Origin of the sequence: Natronosalvus caseinilyticus (assembly GCF_017357105.1) — an archaeon.
Classification (GTDB): domain Archaea; phylum Halobacteriota; class Halobacteria; order Halobacteriales; family Natrialbaceae; genus Natronosalvus; species Natronosalvus caseinilyticus.
This window is the reverse complement of record NZ_CP071596.1, coordinates 1,952,624-1,971,095: the sequence shown is the minus strand read 5'-3', so window position 1 is coordinate 1,971,095 and position 18,472 is coordinate 1,952,624. Positions and strand designations below refer to the sequence as shown.

Genomic DNA, 18,472 nt, shown 5'->3' with positions numbered 1-18,472 from the left:
GCGTACAGCGACTGGCCGATGGTATCATAATTGAGGATATCTATCGATACATGATAAAACTCTCGCTTGGATTTTCGAATCCGCAATATTAGAGTCGAGTATTGTCGAATCGACAGTAGTCCCGTTCGCCGTCGCTTACTGGGTGGTGGTTTCGGAGTTGCTCTCGTCGACGTCGGGCGTCGTCGGCTCAGGTTCGACGCCCGTCGGTTCGTCTTCGAGGTCGCTGTCGCCGGTTCCGCCCCCGAAGAGTCGGTCCCAGAGGCTTCGCGTGTGCTTTTTCTCCGCCAGCAGGACCGAACACTCGACCTCGTCCAGGACGTCGAGCACGAGCGACCCGCGAACGAGTCGCGAGAGAACGCCCTTCTCGGTCGCCCCGATCAGGAGAAGTGTAGCACTTTCGGCAGCCTCGGCGATCCGGCTCTGGACGTCGCCGGTCTCGACGCGGAGCCTCGCGTCCTCGAGTCCGTGATCGGCCGCCCAGGACGAGAGGAACGCCTCTCCCTGCTCACGCTCGCCGTGGTCGGTCACGTGCAGCAGCGTCACGTCGGCGTCGTACTGCGACTGGAGGGTCGTTGCGACCGCGGCAGCGAGTTCGGAGTCGGGGCCGCCGGCGGTCGGGAGCAAGATTCTCGAGGGGTCGAACCCGCGGTCGCGGAAGACGAGGAAGTCACACGGGAGCGAGTGAGCGAGTTCGTCGATGGTCGTTTCGGCCCGGCCCGGGGCACCGTGGGATTCGGGACCCCAGCCCATCACCGTCACGTCGGCGCCATATCGTTTCGCCGCTCCGAAGATTTCCTCGAACGGGTCGTGCGAGAGGACGATGTGCGTCTCGACATCGGCACCGTAAGTCTGGGCGTCGGCCTGTGCTTGCTCGAGCAGGTCGTGGGCGGTCTCGTGTGCTTTCTGTTCGCGCGCGGCCTCGAGAGCGGTCTGTCTCGGGACGTCGACGATGTTGACGGCGACGACGGTACCGTCGTGCTGGTTGGCGATGGCCGATCCGAGGGAGATCAGGTCCTTCTCGTGTTCGGGGTTGGCCAGCGGCACCATGACCCGGTAATCGCTCTGTTCGGGAGCGACGCTCGTCGCGGCGGAGACAGCGACGTCCGGGAGCAGTTCCGAGCGGTCGAGGATCCAGGCGTCGAGGACGCCAGCCGCTTCGACGTGCCGTCGGGCGTAGAAGAGATACCACAGCGCCGCGAAGATGACCAGCCCCAGCGAGAGGTAGACGACGCGCGGTTCGATGTAAACGATGAGGGCGAACGAGGAGAGCGTCCCGATGATCGGGACGATAGGATAGAGCGGTACCTCGAAGTCCGGGTCGTACCCCTCGGGTTCGGTCTCGCGCATGACGATCAACGCGATGTTCAACAGTCCGTAGACGATCAGGTGCAGGACCGATCCGGCCGTCGAGAGCAATGCGAGGTCGCCCACGATCAGGAAGAAGAGGATCAGCCCACCTGTGACGGCGATGGACTTGTACGGCGTTCCGAATCGGGGATGGATCTCGTTGAGTTTCGGAGTGACGATCTTTTCTCGACCCATCGCGAAGTTGATCCGCGAAGACGACAGGATTGAGGCGTTCGCCGAGGAGGCCGTCGCGAGCAGGCCACCGAAGAGCAGAAGGCCAGCGCCGAAGGCGCCGAGGCTGTACCCGAGGAGGTCGTACTTGCCGAACAGGAGGCGAGCGGCGTCGACGACGGCCGTATTGTTCTGGGCGACGAGTTCGTTCGGCACGGCCGCGAGCAAGACCACGAGGAAGAACGCGTAGATGGTCGTGACGATGACGACCGACCCGATCACGGCACGGGGGAGGTTTCGACCGGGATCTTTGATCTCCTCGGCGACGGAGGTGATCTGGACGAAGCCGAGGTAGGAGACGAAGATGATCCCCGTGACGGGAAGGATTTCAGCGGCCATGCCCGGTTGCGCGGATCCGGCGAGCGAGTCCAGGTCGGCGTTAGCCAGACCGACGATCGAGAACAGCGCCAGAATCCCCACAAGTAAGAGCACGATGACGATCTGGAGGGTTCCGGTCTCCTTCGCGCCGATGTAGTTGACGGCGATGAAGAAAAGCGCCCCCACCAGGCCGATCAACTGGGCGGGGCCGAGCGTCACAGGCCCAAGCGCGAGGGCGCCGAGGCCGACCAGGTCGTTGACGTACTCGCCGAGACCGTACATGTAGAACGCGGAGGCGAACGCGAGGCCGATCCAGTTGGCCCACCCGGTGATCGAGCCGAACAGCGGTCCGAGTGCGCGATTGACGTAGAAGTACGCACCGCCGGATTTCGGCATCGCCGTCCCCAGTTCGGAGGCCGACAGCGCCGTGAAGAGGGCGATCACGCCGCCGAGGACGAACGTCGCCGCGGCGAACGGTCCGGCCCGGAAGACGGCGGTCCCCGGCAGGACGAAGATGCCCGCCCCGATCATCGTCCCGATCCCGATCGTCAGCGCCGCGAGGGGCCCGAGGTCCTTGGCGAGTTCTTCGTCGCCACTCACGTCGGATCACCTCGAGAGACCTCGTCGTGGACGAGAGTGCGACTCGAGCGCGGCGTCCCGTGGTAATTTCGGGGCGTTCGTCCGTCGTTGCGGCCGGCAGATGGGTGAGCGAGTATGAACATTGGTGGGAAGAATACGGCTGCTACCACCACGTATTCACACGGGTGATATCAGGGCTTCGCTCTCTCGGCGTCAGTGACGTCCCGAGCGTTAGCTCGTGCATACTAACTGGTCAGTCAGCTATCGCACTACGTCGTAACGTCTATTTCGGTACCAGCAAAACACCACCTCAATGACCGAGCCGCCACGGGGGATATCGTGCACGTAGTCATCGTCGGCGCTGGCGAAGTCGGCCGGGCAATCGCAACGAACCTCGAGGAGACCCACGACGTGGTCGTCGTCGACCGTAATCCGGATATCGTCGAAGAACTCACCTACTCGCTCGACGTGCTCACCATCGAGGGCGACGGGACCGAAATCACGACGCTTCACGAGGCGAACGTCGAGGAGGCCGGCCTCGTCATCGCCTGCACGGACGACGACGAGGTGAACCTCGTCATCTGCGGCGCGGCCAAGACGCTGACCGACGCGTTCACCATCGCCCGCGTGCGACGACGGACGCTGCTCGAGACGTGGGAGGGGTCGGAGGGCGCCTTCGGCGTCGACTTCATGGTCTGTACCGACCTGCTCACGGCCCAGGCGATCTTCCGCATCTCCGGCCTCCCCGGCGCTCAGGACGTCGACATGTTCGCCGGCGGTCTCGTGCGAATGGCCGAGTTCGAAATCAGCCCCCAGAGTCCGATCGCCAACCAGAGCGTCCAGGATGCCGATCGGTACGACTCGTTGACGTTCGCGGGAATATTCAGAAACGGGGACATGATCGTCGCCCGCGGAGAGACGGTGATCGAACCGAACGATCGCGTCGTCGTCATCGGGAGCCCCGACTCCGTCTCGACGTTCGCCGACGATCTCGTCTGTCTCCCCGAAACCGAACACGAGGAGGTCGTCATCGTCGGCGCCAGCGAGATCGGCTACCAGGCCGCCCGCGAGTTCGAAGAACACGGCTACGAACCACGCCTCATCGAGCGAGATCCCGATCGCGCCCGGCAAGTCGCCGAAGCCTTGCCAAACACGCTCGTTATGCAGAGCGACGCCACCGACACCGAGTTCCTCGAACGCGAGCACATAGACGAGGCCGACATCGTCGTCTCCGCCCTCGGCAGCGACGAGCGCAACCTGCTCGTCTCCCTGCTCGCTCGACGGCTCGGCGTCGACCGCACCGTCGCCGTCATCGAGAACCTCGAGTACGCCGAACTGTTCGAGACCGTCGGCGTCGACGTGGCGATCAATCCCCGCGAGGAGACCGCCGAGGAGATCGTCCGCTTCACGCGATCGAACCGCGCGGAGAAGGTGGCCATGCTCGAGCACGACCGTGCCGAGGTCATCGAGATCGAGGTCGGCGCCGACAGCGCCCTGGCCAGTCGAACGATCATGGACTCGGTCGCCGACCTCCCCGAGGGCGTCGTCATCGGCGCCATCTCCCGCGGCGGCAATCTCGTGACCCCCCGTGGGGACACGACGCTCAGGCCCGGCGATCACATCGTGCTGTTCGTCGATGCGACGGTTCTCGATCAGGTGCTCGAGGCGATTTAATGGACTCCCACCTCCACGTCGACACCCACCTCCGCGTCGACTGGCGGGCTGGGCTGAGCCTCGTCGGGACGATTCTCGCGTTTCTCTCGCTCTTTTTCGTGCTCCCGATCGTAACGGCGCTCGCGTACGACGGCCAGGACCTCTGGGTGTTCGTCACCACGATGGTCGTTACTGCGGGGTTCGGGCTCACGCTGCGACAGTTCGACCCGGATCCGGATCCCGGCGCTCGAGAGGCGTTCATGGTCGTCGCACTGACGTGGCTTCTCGCCGCAATCTTCGGCGCGCTTCCCTACCTCCTCGCCGGAAACGGAACGGTCGCCCACCCGACGAACGCCCTCTTCGAGAGCATGAGCGGCTTTACGACTACTGGCGCGACGGTGATGGGCGACATCTCCTTCGACACCCACTCGAGGGCGATGTTGCTGTGGCGACAGCTCACCCAGTGGGTCGGCGGGATGGGGATCATCGTCCTCGCGGTGGCAATCCTCTCCCAGATGTCCGTCGGTGGCGCCCAGTTGATGGAAGCCGAGAGTCCTGGTCCAGGTGTTTCGAAGCTGACGCCCCACATCGCGGAGACGGCGCGGGTGCTCTGGTTCGCCTACATCGGCTTCACCCTCCTCCTGATGGCGCTGCTGTACGGCCTTCACCTCGCTGGATTTGCACCGGAGATGGATCTGTACAACTCGATCGCTCACGGTCTCTCGACGATGCCGACCGGCGGCTTCTCACCGGAGGCGAGAAGCATCGAGGCGTTCTCGCCGGCCGTTCAGTGGCTCATCGTACCGTTCATGTTCGTCGCCGGGGTCAACTTCGTCCTCTGGTGGCACCTCGTCTCCGGGGACACGCGAGCCCTGTTCCGGGACAACGAGTTCCGCCTCTACCTCGGGGCCGTCACCACGCTCTCGGTCGTGCTCACAGTGGTCCTCTTTTTCGATGCCACCGCCAGCACGGATCGGGTCGGCCAGATCGGCGGTCGCCTCGAGCCCTCGTTACGGTACGCGACCTTCCAGATCGCCTCGCTGACCAACTCGACTGGCTTTGCGAACGTCGACTTCGATCAGTGGGGCGGCACCGCGAAGGGTGTGATGCTGTTCGCGATGTTCATCGGCGGGAGCACCGGATCGACCGGCGGCGGGATCAAAGTCCTGCGGTGGCTCGTCATCCTCAAGTCCCTGCGTCGAGAGCTGTTTACGACCGTTCACCCCGAGGCCGTCCGTCCGGTTCGTATGAACGGAAAAACCCTCGACGAGGAGGCGATTCGGGGCATCTACGCGTTCACGCTGCTGTACTTTTGCCTGTTCTTCCTCGGAGTTCTGCTACTGGCTGCCGACGCCGCCCGCGTCGGCCTCGACCTCGAGGCGATCGAACTGGTCACGGCTTCGATCGCCACCCTGGGCAACATCGGCCCCGGGTTCGGCATCATCGGTCCGATGGGCGGCTACGGCGAGTTCCCGGTTACCTCACGACTCCTGATGATCCTCTACATGTGGATCGGCCGCCTCGAGATCTTCCCCGTGTTGGTGTTGCTGACGGCGGCGTACTGGCGGTCGTGATCCGCGAGGCGGTCGACGCGCTTTTTTCGCCGCCCCTCCGAGGTCGAGTCGATGACGACGCCACGCGCACACCACGTCGGAATAACCGTCTCCGACCTCGAGTCCGTCTTGCCCTTCTACCGCGACGTGCTCGGGTTCGACGTGCTCGATCGCTTCGCCGTTTCGGGGCCCGCGTTCGCCGACGCCGTGGACGTCCCAGACGCCGCGGGCAGGTTCGCCCACCTCGAGGCCGGGGACGTCCGCCTCGAACTCGTCGAGTACGCGCCGACCGGAGCGGCCAGGTCGAACTCCGAACTGAATCAGTCGGGAGCGACCCACGTCGGCTTCTCGGTGGCCGACCTCGAGGCGTTCTTCGCGTCCCTGCCCGCCGAGGTCGAGACGCTGAGCGAGCCCCGGACCACCGAGAGTGGCACCTCGATCCTCTTTCTGCGCGATCCGGAGGAGAACCTGGTGGAAGTACTCGAGCGGTAGCCCCGCCCGCGATCTCGACGTTTCTGTAGCGTCGATGAGCGCCCAGTATATAGGCCGAGCGACGACGTAGGTTTCGAGGCGTTCACTCTCGAGTGCGAGGACTGATGGTCGTCGAACTGCCATATTTGTTGAAATACCTATTACAGTTATAGATTTTAACGACTGTGCTGAATACAGAGCGCGAATGTGGCCCGAGCTGAGGGCTGATCCACGGAGGGTGCTGATCGATCAGTCCAAGTGAAGAACTCATCACGGCAATGGTCGCCTATCCAACACTGCCCCCAGAGCGCGTTCTGGACCAGTCTCGGCCACTTATTCGACTGATCGCCCCGTGACGCGAATCTCGACCCCACCACCCCCCCAGAGTTCGACCTTGACCCCGTCGGTGCCGAACGTCACGGTCGTTCTCGACGGTGCGTCGTGGCGAAAGAGGGAATTGAGGGCGTCAGCGTCTATGTCCTCGTAGAGGACGAAATCCGCTCGCAAGAGGTCTTCCCCCTTATAGTCCTCGATGGCGTCGAGCACCGCTTCGGTCAACGAGCGGTCCTGATTAGGAGTGTACCATTCCCGTGTTTGGCTCGTTCGCCTGGGCTTGTCTTGCGTCATGTACTTCTCATTCCTCCATGGCATTTGGGAGAACCGGACTCGGAGAAGCGCTCCGCTACCCGTTCGAGTTGCGAGTGACCGTGATATCGGACCATTTTGGTCCGCCTGTCGTAGTCAACGAGTCCAGCGTCGTCCAGTTTGGGGAGTGCAGCGTGGTGGAGCCGGATTGCAACCTGCGTCTCGTCTGCGTGGTCACGTCGGGCAAACGCGGTTGCAATGTCATCGACAGTGGCGTGGTCTTCGGACGCGTCTTTGAAGTACTCGATGACAAAACGACAGTGCCGATTGGCGAGCGCGAGAAGGAGCGTATCTCTCCTGGGAATCATCGGCGAGGAGTCGGTTTCCGTGAACATGGTGTACTTAACTCTGAAGAGACCGCTCCACGTGAGACTTCATTTTGGTTATACAACTTCTTTATATAGTATTGAGTTCAGGTCTTCAACCCAATGAGGGGATTGCCGAGGATTCTCCGTGTCCCTCGCTGGAGTCGTGAGCCAATTGCCTACTGTGAGATACCGGTTACTGCTTGTGCGTACGTGTAGTGAGTGGGTGGTTCTCAGGTGTCGGCGTGAAACAAACGAAGTCGTCGTGCTGAATGGCACCTCTGTATTTCGCACGCCATTTCTGACAGCAGTTCGGTAGTTAGTCGAGTCTCTACAAGATACAGAGCGCGAATGATGCACGACATTTGGCTCGATCTGCGAAGACGATGATCGCTCAGTACAGATAATAGACGTAACACCAGTTCAGAAGAATAGAGAGTCTGTCTTGTAACCCAAATAATCACACCAAGGATAAGTCACTGTAGCCTGTAGTGAAACCATGAACTATTTTGTAGAACATGAGTATCCGTTTCTATCCCCTCAAGCAACTATCGAATGTACCGACTGTCAAAGTGAGGATGGGAAAGTAACTAAAGTAACATATGAGAGTGGGAAGATCTATTGGGCATTCGTTTGCGAGGACTGTATCAGAGTATACGTTATGAATTCGAATATTGCTGAAATCGACCGTGTACGGCTATCGTGAGAGTTGGTCTGTAAGCGTTCGTATGTAGTGATTGATCTCTTCCTGAAACGGCGAAATAAATGGGCTGCCCGTACTGCATACACCCTCTGAGTCGCCCATGTCATTTTTGAAAGGAGCCAGGCGATTCATTTGGTATGTGCAGAACTCAGGGCGCGTCGCTAGCACGGCGAGAGCGACCAAAGCGGATTGACGGAGTCCTTCGTCCCCTCCACATTGTTCCATGGAAGAGTTTTACAATCAGTGTGACATCGTTCGAGTCATGGCGACTGAGGCGACCTATACCGTTCCATCCGATCAGTTCCCCCTCGGCACCGTCTTCGCACAACTCCCGGACGTGACGGTCGAGCTGGAGCGACTGATCCCTTCACAGGACGTGGTGATTCCCTACTTCTGGGTTCGAGGAACGAAAGTCGAGGACATCGAGGACGCGTTTGCTGCCCATCCAGGCGTGAGGGACATCCAACTCGTCGATTCCGTTGATGGCGAGTATCTCCTGCGTGTCGAGTGGTCACTCGAATACGACGACGTGCTGAGCGTGCTGACTGAGATCGGCGTTCCGCTCATCAAAGCAACTGGCACGAGCCGTCGGTGGACGTTCGACATTCGCGGAGACAGTCGAAGCGATCTTGCAACCTTTCAATCCCGCTGTCGAGAGTTAGAGATCCCGGTCACGCTGACGGAACTACACGCACTGACACCGGTTGAGACCGAAACCGAAGCCGCACTCACTGACAAGCAACAAGACACACTGGTACTCGCCCACGAGCGTGGGTACTTCGAATCCCCGCGCGAAGTGACGATGGAAGAACTCGGCGACGAACTCGGCATCTCTCAGCAGGCCATCGCGTCTCGGCTCCGTCGAGGGATGAAACACATCCTCGAGAGTACCCTCCCCGAAACAATGGAGTCGAATCGATAAGGTACTTAAAAACCCGTTGGATACCCAAAAGAAGCGCTGACGGTATTACTCGTTGAAGGAATAGTTATGCCTAATGGAAAGAGCAAACGAGCAGCCGTTATATGTCTCAATTGTGGAGCTGCCTATGCAGCGAAGCAATGGCCTGACGGAACGGCGCAGCCGATCGGGGCGAGAAACGGATGCCAATGCGGGTCAATCGAATTTCAGGCCGTCAAAAAGACGAGTACTACGGATTTCCGTGACGACTGAGTTGACAAACAAGTGGGCTACTGAGCAGACCGAGGAAATACGCCACACTATCGTGCTGAACTCTTCCTCTATATCTCGCACGCCTCTACTGACAGCTCCCCGGGAGTTCGTTAACGCCAACGAACCTGACATTCTATCCTACAACTTTTATTTCAGTTAGGATATATCTCGAAAGAACGTCGTACATACGCACGTTGATTCGGCGTCAGTGGCATATCACATGGAGGTCGCGGGCCCCGAGTTCTCTCCGATCGGCGAATTCATCGACCTCGAGGTCGTCGACGTATACGGACAGCCGAGTGAGGAACTTGTCCACCAACTCGAAAAGAAGGCATCGACACTGGGACACGGGCGCGTATTGATGCACGACCGTTACGACGGAATTGAGCGAGTTCCTGGCAACTAATCCGTGTGCTGAACTCCTCCTCTATATTCAGCAGAGAATTCATGGAATCTACTGGAGGTTACAACAAAACGTACTAATCACCTTTCAGATGGTTCATAATCGGGTTTTACGTCCGGAAGAGTAGGTATGGTCTCTGTTTCGAGGGCCGATTATGAAGTTAGTCTAGGAAAGATTTCACGATGAGGATCTCCCTCGAGCGTATAACTTATGACCTAATCGTCGAGTAAGAGCCCCCTCGAGGCAATTAAGGAGCGTTCGCGTATGGTTGGTGATTGCCGGGGCTGATGGGCGAGCGAGGTCCATTTGGTGATCGGTACTCGCTGAGCAGATGCAGGGCTCGAAGCGTCAAACGTGCATAACCGGTTCGAGACACGCTCTATGGTGTGTTTTCCTTCTCGAAAAGTGTCTCAGTCCCATCGGTGATTCCAGTGCTGTCTAGCACCTCAAAACCGATAGCAGGGAACCGATTATGAAATTTTGAATCGTGTACTGGACGGCCACCCGTTCGCCTCGAGTGGGTGAGTGAGATCCCTGCAGAGAAGGCTCTAAACCGACGAATCCAATTTCGCGAAACTGGCTTGAGGCTCTCTACGTAACGCTTCTCTTCCTGGTGAGCGCTAACCCGGAAAATGCAAGCGAGAAACCGATTATGAACTTTTGAGAGCGTAATTTCTCCCTCTTTTTCGGTCACTCTCTTTCTCTGTTCCTGCCTATCTCTGTTCTGGAAGCCATCTCGAGCGATAACTGCCTACTCCATGATCTCTTCCTAGATTCGTTCATAGGTCACTCTACACATATCTTCCGGACAGTTGTCGTGGTTATGATCATCAAGGTAGTCTGGCCAATACGATCATAGAAGCGCTTACCCCTGTGAATTCCTCTATTCGTTAAGGAGCATGTTCAGTTCGTACCCATATGTACCGGTTGGTTCCCTTCAATATGATTGAAATAAACGAGATCAATGTGCTGCATCCATTCTCCCACCCTCTGTATTCAGCACCCTATTCCTATCAACGTTTGAGGATTTTAACAGGGCTAGGAGGATCCAGCGAGAGCCGATCCGCGAACGAATTCTCGTTCGTGCCAGCGAACGATTGTGTCAACGGGCGGCCGACGACCGTCGTATGTTCACACGTGACATAGGTATCTATGCTATGAAGCATCCAAATGCACAGCACCGACCAACCGTCCCAGTCGGGGCGACGCCGGTCGCGAAGTACGTGTCCTGGAACGATCATCGTCGTACGATCCACGACGAGGCAGTAGCGGCTCGAGAGCGCCACGCGTTACGCGCGTGGTGACGACTGTCCGCGCTCTCCGCGGCGAGCGCCGCTCGAGCGTTTATTTTGGCGCGTTCGAACGCATCCGAGTCTATGCTGGATACTACCTGTAGCTGGAGATGAGCGCCAGATTCCCTTCTCGAGGCGCAACCCAGGGGGCAAAGTGATCGTCTCAGGTATCGAATCCCATTCCACCCCGACCGATCGTTCGAACCAGTGATCATCACTCCGTCCGGACGTGTCCACAATAGCAACGTTTTCGTCCCTGCCTCGAGCACTCGAGGCCATGAACTTCTTCGATCGGTTGCACGACCGCATCGTGACGGTCGACAGCGTCGTCAGCGTCGGGCTCGACCCGGATCCGAAGCGCATTCCCGACCACCTGCAAGATTACGACCTCCCGCGGTGGGCGTTCAACCGTCGAATCATCGACACCACCCACGAACACGCGGCCGTGTTCAAACCCAACGCCGCGTTCTACGAGGACCCCGACGGTTGGCGGGCGCTCGAGGAGACCATCGCCTACGCCCACGGGAAGGGCGTTCCTGTCCTGCTCGACGCTAAGCGGGCAGACATTGGGAACACGACGCGACAATATGCACAAATGCTCGAGAAAGTGGATGCCATCACCGTCAATCCCTACATGGGCCGGGACTCCCTCCAGCCGTTCCTGGCGAACGAGGAGGCGGGCGTCTTCGTCCTCTGTCGCACGTCTAACCCCGGCGGGGCCGACCTGCAGGACCTCGAACTCGAGACGGGCGAACCACTGTACGAACGCGTCGCGGCCCTCGCGGATCTCTGGAACGAGAACGACAACGTGGGGCTGGTCGTGGGCGCGACGAAGCCCGAGGAACTCGAGGACCTCCGCGAGCAGGTGCCCGACCTGCCGTTCCTGGTGCCGGGCGTGGGCGCCCAGGGCGGTGACGCCGAGGCGGCCGTCGAGTTCGGCCTGGCGAACGGGGTCGGCCTCGTGAACTCCTCGCGCGGGATTATCTTCGCGGGCGAGGACGCTGGCGAGAAGTTCGCGGACGTGGCTGGACAGGCGGCGAAGCGGCTGAAAGCGCGGTTGAATCAGTACCGGTAGGCTCGGGCCACGGCGATGGCTAAATCGAACTCCTATCCAGTAACTCGAACGTGGGAAACGTTATCACGTCCTAATCGAGAGCTAGCGCTAGTACAGATGACTCGCTGCCACGTGTGCCACGAATCACTGGATCTTCCGAACGATTGCAACTACTGTGGCGAATACTACTGTAGCGAACACCGTCTTCCCGAGAACCACAACTGCCCGAACCTGGACCAGGTTCACACCCTCGGGCCGGAGTTTCGTGAGACGACGGTTCAACCTGCGAACGAGGAAAGCGCTTTCACACCGTTGCGAATCGGTGTGGGAATACTCGTTCTCGCGACACTCGTCACACTGATCGTATTGGTCCTCTGACTATCGTCATTTCCTCCCGCTATCAGCAGATGCGTCGAGCGTCATTTGACGACGAGTCCGAACCGTCCGACTCAACACCCCTCCCGACGAACCCTCGAGTATGGATCTCACCACGCTCGTCGACCGCTTCGACGAGGAACTCAGAACCGAGGACTTCGCCGACCTCGACGCCAGCGCGAACGGCCTCCAGGTTGGCCCCGACGAACAGACGGTCGAGCACGTCGCCTTCGCCGTCGACACTGCTCGAGAGACGATCGACGCCGCCGCGGAGGCGGGTGCAGACGTACTCGTCACTCACCACGGCCTCTCCTGGGGCGGGTTCGAGCGCGTCACCGGACGGACCTACGACCGCCTCGAGCCCCTGATCGAACGTGACCTGGCGCTCTACGTCTCCCACCTGCCGCTCGACGGCCACCAGGAACTGGGCAACGCCGCCGGCGTGGCCGACGTGCTCGACCTCGAGGAGCGCCGGCCGTTCGGCGAGTATGGGCCCGAGTACATCGGCCAGCAGGGTCGGGCGGCCGAATCGTACGCGCCAGCAGAACTCCAGGAGACACTCGAGTCCACGCTCGACACTGGCGGCCAGTCGGTACAACTCCTCGAGTTCGGGCCCGACGAGATCGAGAACGTCGCCATCGTCACCGGTTCCGGGGTCGACTGGCTCGAAGAGGCCGTCGACGCTGGCGCCGACGCGCTCGTCACCGGCGAAGGGAAACAGCAGGTCTACCACGAGGCGAAGGAGGCAGGGATACACGTCGTCCTGGCAGGGCACTACGCCACCGAGACGTTCGGCGTGCGCTCACTGCAAGGGCTGGCCGAGGAGTGGGGCCTCGAGATGACGTTCCTCGAGGCGCCGACGGGGCTGTGAGCAGGTGATCCGGCGACGAGCCGCGCCCGCGTCTACCAATTAGCTCGCCAACCATTGCACCGAGTTTCGGTTCGTTCCCACCGTCACTACCCTGACGCTCGCGAGCACATCGGGGAGAGGCGACGGTCCCACACGGGGCGTTCTCGAGCCTTCTAATCGCCTCCTACTCCTTCGAACAGCGGTCGGTTTCAGGCGAAGGGAGTTGCTACTCGGGGAACGAATCGACGGGCCGGCTGGCCGGATACGGATCCTGTCACTCGTCTAATTAGTGATGAATCGAGTTTGGGACCGATTACTCGAGCGATTCTCACGCCCTCGTTCGGTCAACGGCGGGGTTATTCTCGCGTGCGAGACGATTCACGCCGAAGGATGCTCGTGAAAACCGGTAGTTCATCGATTACAAACTGTCCATCTCGTGGAGGTGTACTCACTCTGGGGGCGATCCCCCGGGAGACTACGATGACAGACGAACGATCCATCACGAGACGGGACAGCCTCAAACGAATCGCCGCCTCCGGCGCGCTCCTCGGTGGCACCGGTTTCGCCACCAGCGTGAGCGCGGGCGAAGGGATGGCCGACAACATCAGGCTCGTGGCCAGTTGCTACGAGGAAGACCGATCGAAGTTCCGCGTCGACAATCACAACAAGAAGACGGTGAAAGTCACCTGGGACGTCTACGGGACCGACCAGTCCGGATCGCTCAAAGTGTCCGGCAAGGACTCGGCGTACTTCTGGGTCGACGCCGACCACGGTGACGCCACGGTCAGGCTCTTCTACGACGGCGAACAGATCGACGTCAAGCACGCCAACGACCAGAAGGTGTGTGCGCCCGAAGACCCCAAAGAAGCGATCGACCTCGAGCCCGCGTGTTACATCGACGAGCGCGTCTACAACGGCGAGAACGACGTCACGGTCGATCCCGACGGGACCTGCGACGAGGCGACGTACTGCTTCACGTTCACGGTGGGTGACGACGCCGACGGGAACTCGCTGAACGAGATCGAGGCCGACTTCTGTGGAAGCGGCGTCGACATTTCGGACGTCGGCGACGAGGACGTGACGGTCGAACTGAACGGCGACGACGTGACCGACGATCTGGACGAGGTCGACGGCAGCAACGACGGCCAGACGCTCACGCTCACCTTCGGCGGTAGCTACGACCTCGAGGAGGGCGACGAGATCCGGGTCTGCCTCGACGACGTCAAAAACCCCGCCGAAGCGGGCGTCTACACCGCGCGGTTCACGCTGAACGACGAGGAGTCGTGGGTGAGCGCGTTCACGATCGGCGAGGTCGACGACGGCTCGAAAGGGAAGAAAAAGAAGAAGGGTGATCACTTCCCCGGGATGGCGAAGTTCTGCGTCCACAACGAGTTCTACGAGGACGTCGAGGTCGTCTGGCGCAGCACCTACATGCATCAGTCGGGCCTCCTGACGATTCCCGCACGCGGCACGCGGTGCTTCTGGGCCGACCTCGACAAGAAGGGGAAGGCACACGTCAAACTGCTCTACGACGACGAGCAGGTCGACGAGGCCGACGCCAACACCGACGAACGCTGCACGCCGAACCCGCACAAGATCCGGTTCCGGGCGGTCTGCCACGAGAACGGTCGCGCACGGTTCCGCGTGTTCAACTACAACCAGCAGACGGTGCCCGTGTCCTGGTCGATCGACGACGATGACGATGACGACGACTGCGAGTACGACGGCTCCGGCTACGTCCCCGCGATGGACTCGCTGGATTTCTGGGTCGACGTCGACGACGATGACGACGACGTGACCCTCTCGTACCTCGGCGAGGAACTCGACACCGACGAGGTCGCCGAGAAGGTCTGTGGCCCCGAGAACCCCAAAGAGGCCATCGACCTCGAGGGGCTGTGCTACCGGCCCGGGAAGGGCAAGAAGCCGGGGAAGGCCAGGTTCGCCATCCACAACTGCTACGACTACAAGGTCCGGGTGACCTGGAAGAGCGCCTACACCAAAGAGGCCGACACGATCAAACTCGATGTCGGCGAGACCCACTACTTCTGGGTCGACCTCGACAAGAAGGGGAAGGCGATGGTCAACCTCTACTTCAACAACAAGAAGATCGACGAGGCCGACGCCGACACCGACACGCTGTGTGAGGAGTACGACGACGACTGAGTCGACGCGAACGCCGACTGTTCCACGCTCCATTATTTTTTCGCCGCTGATTCGACGCGTTAGTTGCGAGGCTCGAGCCCGAACCCGAACCCGAGACGGACGGCTCTCAGTTCAGACTGAACCGCTCGAGACTGAGGAACGGGATGTCGAACATGCAGATGCGGTTCGACGCGACCGTCGGCCAGAAAATCGCGGTGTTGAAACGACTGGCACACCCAGGCTCGAGTATGACTGGCGACGAGGACCACGACCACGACCACGGTCACGATCACGATGACTCCAATGCCGAGCACGAGCCCGACCACCACGATCCCGAACGAGAGACGTTCGCTCACGACCCCGTCGGTCACGCCGAAGTCCATTCCGGGATGTCCGTCGATGACCTCGCGAGCCAGTACGGACGCGCGGGCGTCGGCGCGGCGAACCTCCACAAGGCAATCGACGTCACGAGCGCCATGTTCGACGACGACGTCACCGTCTTCTTCGGCCTCGCGGGCGCGATGGTGCCGACGGGGATGCGAAAGATCGTCTCCGACCTCGTTCGCGACGGGTACGTCGACGCCCTGGTGACGACCGGAGCGAACCTCACTCACGACTCGATCGAGGCCATAGGCGGGAAACACCACCACGGCGCCGTCCACGCCGAGGGCAAGACCGAACGCGAACACGACGAAAGCCTTCGCGAGGAGGGCGTCGACCGAATCTACAACGTCTACCTCCCCCAGGAACACTTCGCGGAGTTCGAGAGACACCTCCGGGAGGAGGTGTTCCCCGTTCTCGAGTCCGAGTGCGAAGACGAGGGGTCGGTCTCGATCGAACGGCTGACCCGCGAGCTGGGGCGGGCGAACGCGGACGTGAACGAGCGGGACGGCGTCGACGAGGATCCCGGTCTCGCGGCGGCGGCCTACGAGAACGACGTGCCGATCTACTGTCCCGCGGTCCAGGATTCGGTGCTGGGACTCCAGGCCTGGATGTACTCCCAGACAACCGCCTTCTCACTCGATGCGCTGGGGGACATGACCCGCCTGACCGACCTCGCGTTCGAGGCGGATGAGGCCGGCGCGTTCGTCGTCGGCGGCGGGGTGCCGAAGAACTTTACCCTCCAGACGATGCTGGTCACCCCGCGAGCCTACGACTACGCCGTCCAGCTGACGATGGACCCGCCCCAGACCGGCGGGCTCTCGGGGGCGACCCTCGACGAGGCCCGGTCGTGGGGGAAACTCGAGCCGGAGGCTCAAAATGTGTCGGTGTACGCCGACGCGACCATCACGCTGCCGCTGGTCGTAGCGGCGGCGCGCGATCGCGTCGAATAATTGCCTCGATACCGGGTGACAGGCAATTCCTGGACGAGGCGGTTCTGGGTTCGGATCAGGTCGTGGAGCGTGGGGGCCGAGTGGTCAGGTAGGGATTTACGAACCACGACGGGCGGTCAGCGCCGTTCCTCGGGGATGAAATCGGCCGTCTTCATCTCCCGGTAGGTCGAGCAGTCCGGGCACGCGTGGACGTCGTCTCGATTGTCGCCGAACACGCGGGCGAACTGCCGGGTCACCCGGTTGCCACAGTTCAGGCACTCGGGTGTAGTCGTGGTCGCCGCCTCTCGAGACGCCATCGGGGTCCACTGCGTTGGTTCAGTCGACATCAACAGCCTCTTTCGACGTTAGGGTATTTACTATAGGTCGCCTAACGAATGAAATCGGCTGCAAGCGTTTCAAATCGCCGTGCAAGTCTCGAATGGGACAGTGTCCCGAAATCCGGACAATCGGCCGACGGTAGGCATGTAATGGACCGTTATTCGCACGTAATACGAAATTAGTCGCGGGATAGACGATTGCCAGCCGACCGAGTGGTCTCTACCGTTTTCGAGGGAGACGAACCCGAACGAGCCCGATACGGCCAGTTTCAACATTCGGGAAGACGGATGCAAACCGTTCAGCCGGCCGTGCTCGCTCCGGCACTGGAACGATCTCGACGACGAACTGGTGTGGGCGACGAAACGTCGTCGCCTCTCCCTCGCTGGACGACGTTCCCGACAGCCGGTCACGCTCCCATCGGGTGATCGATAACCCGTATAGTTATCCGTGAATTCGTATAACCCGTAGGTACTGATGAAAGCCGTGATTCTCGCTGCTGGGGAGGGGACTCGGATTCGTCCGCTCTCGGGCGAGTTGCCGAAACCGATGCTCCCGGTTGCCGACCGCCCGCTGCTCGGCCACACCGTCGACACCGCCATCGACGCCGGAGCCGACGAGATCGTCCTGGTAATCGGGTACGAAGCCGATGCGGTTCGCTCGCACTTCGGCACGGAGTACCGTTCGACGCCGATTCGCTACGCCGTCCAGGATTCCCAGGAGGGCACCGCCCACGCCGTCAACGCAGCGCGCGAGCACCTCGAGGGCCCCTTCGCCGTCCTTAACGGCGACAACCTCTACGATCAGGCGGCCATCGACGAACTCTTCACTCGCTGTCCCGCCGTCTGTGCGATCGAAGTCGAGGAACCCCAGCACTACGGCGTGCTCAGCACCGACGACGAGCGCGTCACGGACATCGTCGAAAAGCCGGAGAATCCACCCACCAACCTCGCCAACGCCGGGGCTTACGCCTTCCCCGCCGAGGCGAAAGCGTGGCTCGAGGTCCCCGAGAGCGAGCGCGGCGAGTACGAGATTACCGACGTGCTCGCGACCGTCATCGACGAGTACGACGTCACGCCCGTGGTCGTCGACCGCTGGCTCGACGTGGGCCGGCCGTGGGAACTGCTCGAGGCCAACGAGTGGAAACTCGGCGAACTTGAGCCCCGGATCGACGGCGAGGTGAGCGAGGACGCCACACTCGAGGGGCCCGTCGTGGTCGAGGAGGGCGCAGAGGTCCGCGCCGGTGTCGTGATCGAGGGACCGGCGCTGATTCGCGGGGGGGCGACCGTGGGTCCGAACGCCTACGTTCGTGGCTCGACGCTCGTCGGCGAGGGCGCGAAAGTCGGCCACGCCGTCGAGGTGAAAAACAGCGTCCTCTCGTCGGGGGCGACCGTGGGCCACCTCTCGTACGTGGGCGACAGCGTCCTCGGAGAGAACGTGAACTTCGGCGCCGGGACGAACGTCGCGAACCTGCGCCACGACGGCGAGGACGTCCGATTCACCGTGAAGGGCGAGCGCGTCTCGACCGGACGCCGGAAGTTCGGCGTCGTCGCGGGTGACGAGGTCAAGACGGGTATCAACACGAGTCTGACGCCGGGGTTGAAGCTCTCTGCGGGGGCGACGAGCTATCCCGGAGAGACCGTCGACCGGGACCGATAACCAGCAGGCGGCCGTCGACCAGGACCGATACTCACGGACAGCTCCCGACGAATCTCGAGTCGATAGCCACCG

General features: G+C 61.1%; 14 protein-coding genes. 10 read left to right on the top strand and 4 right to left on the bottom strand.

Features of this window, described 5'->3' with window-relative positions; translation table 11 throughout:
• Positions 1 to 135: 135 nt before the first annotated feature.
• Complete coding sequence (locus J1N60_RS09590; RefSeq protein WP_312912492.1) at positions 136 to 2,496, bottom strand: amino acid permease; 2,361 nt, start codon at positions 2,494 to 2,496, stop codon at positions 136 to 138.
• Positions 2,497 to 2,814: 318 nt separating this feature from the next.
• Here J1N60_RS09590 and trkA point away from each other — a divergent pair, with 318 nt between their 5' ends.
• From trkA to J1N60_RS09575, 3 genes are read left to right on the top strand one after another with little or no spacing between them, the layout of a single operon-like run.
• Positions 2,815 to 4,149, top strand: coding sequence for a Trk system potassium transporter TrkA (trkA, locus tag J1N60_RS09585; protein ID WP_312912491.1), 1,335 nt, complete (start codon positions 2,815 to 2,817; stop codon positions 4,147 to 4,149).
• On the top strand, positions 4,149 to 5,702 hold the full coding sequence (locus J1N60_RS09580) for a TrkH family potassium uptake protein (protein WP_312912490.1): 1,554 nt from the start codon (positions 4,149 to 4,151) through the stop codon (positions 5,700 to 5,702). Before trkA ends, J1N60_RS09580 begins: the two co-directional genes overlap by 1 nt.
• Positions 5,703 to 5,753: 51 nt before the next feature.
• On the top strand, positions 5,754 to 6,173 hold the full coding sequence (locus J1N60_RS09575; protein ID WP_312912489.1) for a VOC family protein: 420 nt from the start codon (positions 5,754 to 5,756) through the stop codon (positions 6,171 to 6,173).
• 312 nt (positions 6,174 to 6,485) lie between these two features.
• Here J1N60_RS09575 and J1N60_RS09570 read toward each other — a convergent pair whose 3' ends face one another.
• Together J1N60_RS09570 and J1N60_RS09565 are read right to left on the bottom strand one after the other, a co-directional pair.
• Complete coding sequence (locus tag J1N60_RS09570) at positions 6,486 to 6,779, bottom strand: HalOD1 output domain-containing protein (protein ID WP_312912488.1); 294 nt, start codon at positions 6,777 to 6,779, stop codon at positions 6,486 to 6,488.
• Positions 6,776 to 7,132, bottom strand: coding sequence for a DUF7344 domain-containing protein (locus tag J1N60_RS09565; RefSeq protein WP_312912487.1), 357 nt, complete (start codon positions 7,130 to 7,132; stop codon positions 6,776 to 6,778). Before J1N60_RS09565 ends, J1N60_RS09570 begins: the two co-directional genes overlap by 4 nt.
• 935 nt (positions 7,133 to 8,067) lie before the next feature.
• Here J1N60_RS09565 and J1N60_RS09560 point away from each other — a divergent pair.
• From J1N60_RS09560 to J1N60_RS09540, 6 genes are all read left to right on the top strand, one after another.
• Complete coding sequence (locus J1N60_RS09560; protein ID WP_312912486.1) at positions 8,068 to 8,727, top strand: helix-turn-helix domain-containing protein; 660 nt, start codon at positions 8,068 to 8,070, stop codon at positions 8,725 to 8,727.
• Between the two features lie 2,221 nt (positions 8,728 to 10,948).
• A complete protein-coding gene (gene pyrF, locus J1N60_RS09555; RefSeq protein WP_312912485.1) occupies positions 10,949 to 11,746 on the top strand; it encodes an orotidine-5'-phosphate decarboxylase in 798 nt (265 codons plus the stop codon).
• Between the two features lie 15 nt (positions 11,747 to 11,761).
• A complete protein-coding gene (locus J1N60_RS20635; RefSeq protein WP_425499340.1) occupies positions 11,762 to 12,103 on the top strand; it encodes an AN1-type zinc finger domain-containing protein in 342 nt (113 codons plus the stop codon).
• Positions 12,104 to 12,203: 100 nt separating this feature from the next.
• Positions 12,204 to 12,971, top strand: a complete 768-nt coding sequence (locus J1N60_RS09550) for a Nif3-like dinuclear metal center hexameric protein (RefSeq protein WP_312912484.1) — start codon at positions 12,204 to 12,206, stop codon at positions 12,969 to 12,971.
• A 459-nt stretch (positions 12,972 to 13,430) separates the two neighbouring features.
• Positions 13,431 to 15,113 (top strand): hypothetical protein, encoded by a 1,683-nt coding sequence (locus tag J1N60_RS09545; protein WP_312912483.1) that lies wholly within the window; start codon positions 13,431 to 13,433, stop codon positions 15,111 to 15,113.
• Positions 15,114 to 15,340: 227 nt separating this feature from the next.
• Positions 15,341 to 16,426 (top strand): deoxyhypusine synthase, encoded by a 1,086-nt coding sequence (locus J1N60_RS09540; protein WP_312912571.1) that lies wholly within the window; start codon positions 15,341 to 15,343, stop codon positions 16,424 to 16,426.
• Positions 16,427 to 16,542: 116 nt separating this feature from the next.
• On the opposite strand, the gene J1N60_RS09535 is transcribed toward J1N60_RS09540, so the two are convergent.
• Positions 16,543 to 16,752: a DUF7563 family protein gene (locus J1N60_RS09535; protein WP_312912482.1), complete on the bottom strand. Its 210-nt coding sequence runs from the start codon at positions 16,750 to 16,752 to the stop codon at positions 16,543 to 16,545.
• Between the two features lie 466 nt (positions 16,753 to 17,218).
• Here J1N60_RS09535 and glmU point away from each other — a divergent pair, with 466 nt between their 5' ends.
• Positions 17,219 to 18,400 carry a bifunctional sugar-1-phosphate nucleotidylyltransferase/acetyltransferase gene (gene glmU / locus J1N60_RS09530; protein ID WP_312912481.1) on the top strand — a complete coding sequence of 394 codons (1,182 nt, stop codon included), beginning with the start codon at positions 17,219 to 17,221 and terminating at the stop codon, positions 18,398 to 18,400.
• Positions 18,401 to 18,472 lie beyond the last annotated feature (72 nt).